This is a genomic window from Geminicoccus flavidas, from assembly GCF_009806515.1.
GTDB classification, from domain to species: Bacteria; Pseudomonadota; Alphaproteobacteria; order Geminicoccales; family Geminicoccaceae; genus Geminicoccus; species Geminicoccus flavidus.
Genome location: NZ_WUJP01000103.1, coordinates 1 through 3,990, shown reverse-complemented (window position 1 = coordinate 3,990; position 3,990 = coordinate 1). Strand labels below are relative to the sequence as shown.

Annotated in this window: 4 protein-coding genes; 2 read left to right on the top strand and 2 right to left on the bottom strand. The window is 69.0% G+C overall.

Translation table 11 applies throughout. The features are described from left to right. Nucleotides 1–594 (bottom strand): Gfo/Idh/MocA family protein (locus tag EQG76_RS02830; RefSeq protein WP_159710436.1); only part of this gene is annotated, 594 nt, incomplete at its 3' end. A gap of 306 nt (nucleotides 595–900) precedes the next feature. Here EQG76_RS02830 and EQG76_RS02825 point away from each other — a divergent pair. After that, on the top strand, nucleotides 901–1,944 hold the full coding sequence (locus EQG76_RS02825; protein ID WP_159710434.1) for a LacI family DNA-binding transcriptional regulator: 1,044 nt from the start codon (nucleotides 901–903) through the stop codon (nucleotides 1,942–1,944). 89 nt (nucleotides 1,945–2,033) lie between these two features. After that, nucleotides 2,034–3,287, top strand: coding sequence for an adenylate/guanylate cyclase domain-containing protein (locus tag EQG76_RS02820; protein ID WP_159710432.1), 1,254 nt, complete (start codon nucleotides 2,034–2,036; stop codon nucleotides 3,285–3,287). Here EQG76_RS02820 and EQG76_RS02815 read toward each other — a convergent pair. Then, nucleotides 3,284–3,898, bottom strand: coding sequence for a hypothetical protein (locus EQG76_RS02815; protein ID WP_200840510.1), 615 nt, complete (start codon nucleotides 3,896–3,898; stop codon nucleotides 3,284–3,286). The genes EQG76_RS02820 and EQG76_RS02815 overlap by 4 nt on opposite strands. Nucleotides 3,899–3,990 lie beyond the last annotated feature (92 nt).

Genomic DNA, 3,990 nt, shown 5'->3' with positions numbered 1-3,990 from the left:
CAGCACGTCTAGGTGATGGACGCTCATGTTGGACAGGGTCAGGCGGTCATAGCCCGCGAGGAAGGTCTGCCAGTGCGGAATCGCCCGCATCTCGATGGTGGCGATCACCGGCTGGCCTAGTTCCCCCCGCTCCAGGATCTGCTTGAGGACGCGCATCGACTGGTCGTAGCGCATGTTCTGGTTGACCGAGAGGACCTTGCCGGCCGCTGCCGCCTCGTCGCGCAACGCCCGGGCCTCGTCGATCGACAGGGCCAGCGGCTTCTGCGCCAGGATGCCCTTGATGTGCGGCTGTTGCAGGGCCAGGCGGATCAGCGCGGGCTGCTGGTCGGGCGGGAAGGCCAGGTCGAGGATCTCGACGCTCGGGTTGGCGATCAGCTCCTCCGGCGTGGCGTGGACCGTGGGGATGCCCCAGCGCTCCGCCACCTTCTGCGCGTTGACGGGCGTGCGCGACGCGATCGCCCCCACCCGGAAGCCGGCCTCGCGATAGGCCGCCAGATGGCACTCGGCCATGATCATGCCGGCGCCGACCGCCCCGATCGTGAACCCGCGGCTGCGCACGGTGACGTCCGGCGCGAACCCCATGCTCCCATTCATCCCTGCCTCCCCCATGGCGGGTCGGTGCAAGGCACGACCCGAAGCGGAGCGTCTCATCTGCGCTCTTCGCATCCAGCGAAATGATGAAGCGAATGGCCAATGTCAATCAAAATGACGCAGATTTGATCATGATGCCTCTAATGAGGTGCAGTGCGGCGCCGCTGGCTAGCGTTCATACCTGTCATCATGGCTAGCGGGACCGATAATGATGTGTTTTGATGTCTTTCATCAAAGCGGGTCCATGGGTGGTGGGAGAGGTTCGGCATGGTGGTTTTCATCCTCGTCCAGGGCGGCTGAGCAGCTTCCATGTCCACCAGTCTGCGGGTCGCCGGGACGACCCTCGCCGATGTGGCCCGCGAGGCCGGGGTGTCCACCGCCACGGTCGACCGGGTGCTCAACGAGCGTCCGGGCGTGCGGGCCCGCACCAGGGCGCGGGTCCTGGGGGCGGCCGAGCGGCTGGGCTATCTGGGTGATGGCGGCACCGCCCCTGCCAGGCCCGAGGCTGGCAACATCCAGCTCGACTTCGTCCTGCCCGGCGGGCCCAACACCTTCATCGCCAACCTCGCCGCGCTGATCGAGGCCGATGCCGGGGGCCGGGCCGGGGTGCGGGCGCGGCTGCACCGGATCGACGGCTTCGATTCCGACGCGTTGGCCGCCAGGCTGGAGGAACTGGCTGGCACCAGCCAGGGCGTGGGCCTGATTGGTCTGGACCACCCGGTGGTGCGCGAGGCGGTGCGGTCCCTGGGTGCTGCGGGCGTGCCGGTGGTGACGCTGGTGTCCGACATCAGCCACGTGCCGCGGGCGGGCTATGTCGGGATCGACAACCGGGCGGCCGGGCGGCTGGCCGGCTACCTGCTGGCGCGGCTCCATGGCAGCCGGCCGGGTCGGGTGGCGCTGTTCGCAGGCTCGCTCGCCTATCGCGGCCACGAGGAGCGGGAGATGGGCTTTCGCCACGTCCTGGCCGAGGAGTTCCGCGGCATCGAGATCGTGGCGCGCACCGAGAGCCGAGACGATTTCGAGCGGACCTACGAGGAGGCGCGGGAGCTGCTGGCCCGCACCCCTGATCTCGCGGGCATCTACAATATCGGTGCGGGCAACCGGGGAATCGCGCGGGCGCTCGAGGAAGCAGGGCGGGCGCGCTCGGTGCTGTTCATCGGCCATGAGGTGACTGAGCACACCAGGCGGTTCCTCCTGTCGGGCACGATGGACGCGGCGATCGACCAGAACCCGCGGGTCGAGGCGCGCGAGGCCGTCCAGCGCCTGCTGGCCGCGGCCGCGGGCGACCTCGCCTTCCGGAGTTACATGGTGCGGATGCAGGCGGTGTTCCGCGAGAACATCCCCGACCATTAAGGGGGGCCGTCGCTTCATCCGGGCGACGGCCCGGCCGTCCCGGATTAGCATTGGCCGCTCGCAAGGGGTGGCGGCAGGGGTGGCACACATTGGAGCCGGCAGAGCGTGGCCCGGATGACGGGCTGGTCGACCTGATCATCCGGCAGGCGGCCGAGGGCGGGTCGCTGGCAGCGCTGTTCAGCGCGCTGTGCGAGCATCTGCTTCAGATCGGCCTGCCGGTCTGGCGGACCAGCCTCAGCATGCGCGCGATCGACCCGATCGTGACCGCGAGCTCGCTCTACTGGCACCGGGACAAGGGCGTAGGCGAGCCGGTGCGCTTCGGGCTGGCCGACCGGCCGGCCTACGAGCGCAGCCCGATCGCCCATGTGCTGGACAACGGCCTGCCGGCTGCCCGCTGGCGGATCGAGGCGGGGGAGGGCTGCGCCCGCTTCCCGCTCCTGGCCGAGCTGCGCGCTGCCGGCGGCACCGATTATCTGATGCGGATCGTGGGCTTTGCCGGCCAGGTAGCACTGCCGGGCATCGCGCTCAGCATTGCCACCGACCGGCCGGGCGGGTTCACCCTGACCGAGATCCGGCGGATGGACCGGATGCTGCCGGCGCTGGGCCTGGCCTGTCACCGGTTCGCCTTGGAAGCCACGCTTGCCGACGTGCTGTCTGTCTATCTGGGCCCTCGCACTGCTGGCCGGGTTCTAGCCGGCGAGATCATGCGCGGCACCGGCCGGCGGATCACTGCCGCCATCCTCCTGGCCGACCTGCGCGGCTTCACCGCCCTGTCCGCGCAGGCGGACCCGATGAAGGTGGTGGGCTGGCTGAACGAGCATCTGGAGGCGATGGGAGCACCGATCGATGCTGCGGGCGGGGAGATCCTGAAGTTCACCGGCGACGGCCTGCTCGCCGTGTTCACGGCCGATGACGACGGCACGGAATCCGCCGCATGCGCGCGTGCCCTGGCAGCGGCCGAGGCCATGCTCGCCGCCACCACCACCCTGAACCGCGCACGGTGCCAAGCGGGGCTGCCGCAGCTCGGGTTGGGCGTCGTGCTCCACCATGGCGAGGTGGTGTACGGCAATGTCGGTGCCGCGCGCCGGCTCGACTTCACGGCGATCGGGCCGGCCGTCAACGAGGCCAGCCGGCTGGAGAAGCTGTGCGGCCGGCTCGGGCGGGCACTGCTCCTCTCGGGTGCCTTCGCCGCTCATTGTGAGCGGCCGCTGCGCCGGATCGGTGCCTTCCGGCTGCGCGGGGTCAACACCCCGGTCGAGGTGTTGGAGCCGGAAGCGCCGCGGGCCCGGGAGCGCGTCGATGCTCCCGGGCCACTCGAGACGGATCAGTCCGTCGGTCCCTAGTCGATGCGGCCGAGCGGACCCTTGTCATCCGCGAAGGTGCGGGTGCTTAGGATCTGCGGGCCTGCGTCATGCTCGCCGTTGAACGGCGTGACGATGTTCGGGCAGCCGGCCTTCTGCGCATCCTTGGGCGAGTCGAACCAGATGCCGAGATGCAGCGTGTGGATGGGCTTGAACGCCGGGTTCTTGGCTGCGTCGGCCTTGTCGACCTTCGGTGCCGGCGCGACATTGGGTGCCACGGCGAAGGTTTCGCGGCTGAACCGGCTGACGAAGGTCTTCTTCGCCACGCCCTTCCAGTTGGTCTCCAGGTCGCCGACATACCAGGACACCCCAAACGGGAAGTTCGGGACCTGGATGACGAAGGCGTCGAACGTGGCGCGTGGCGGCAGGCCGGCGGCAGTGATCGTCATCTGTTCCGCAAAGCCCAGCGACTTGATCGAGACATGGGCCACCGCATGGGGCGCGCAGTTCTTCGGCAGGTTCTGCGATCGGACCATCTTGAACTGGGTGGCACTGTCGGCATGCGCGGCAGGCGTGGCCATGGCGGTGGCGAGAAGGGCCAGGCCTGCCAGGGCAATGCCCGAGGCACGGACGGACTGCAAATTGCAGGACATGACGATGCTCCATGGAAATGGTGCGACAGGTAGGGAACAGCTTGCCCCGGACGCCAGGAGAAGAAGCCGGATGCTTCCAGAGGAATGACTGC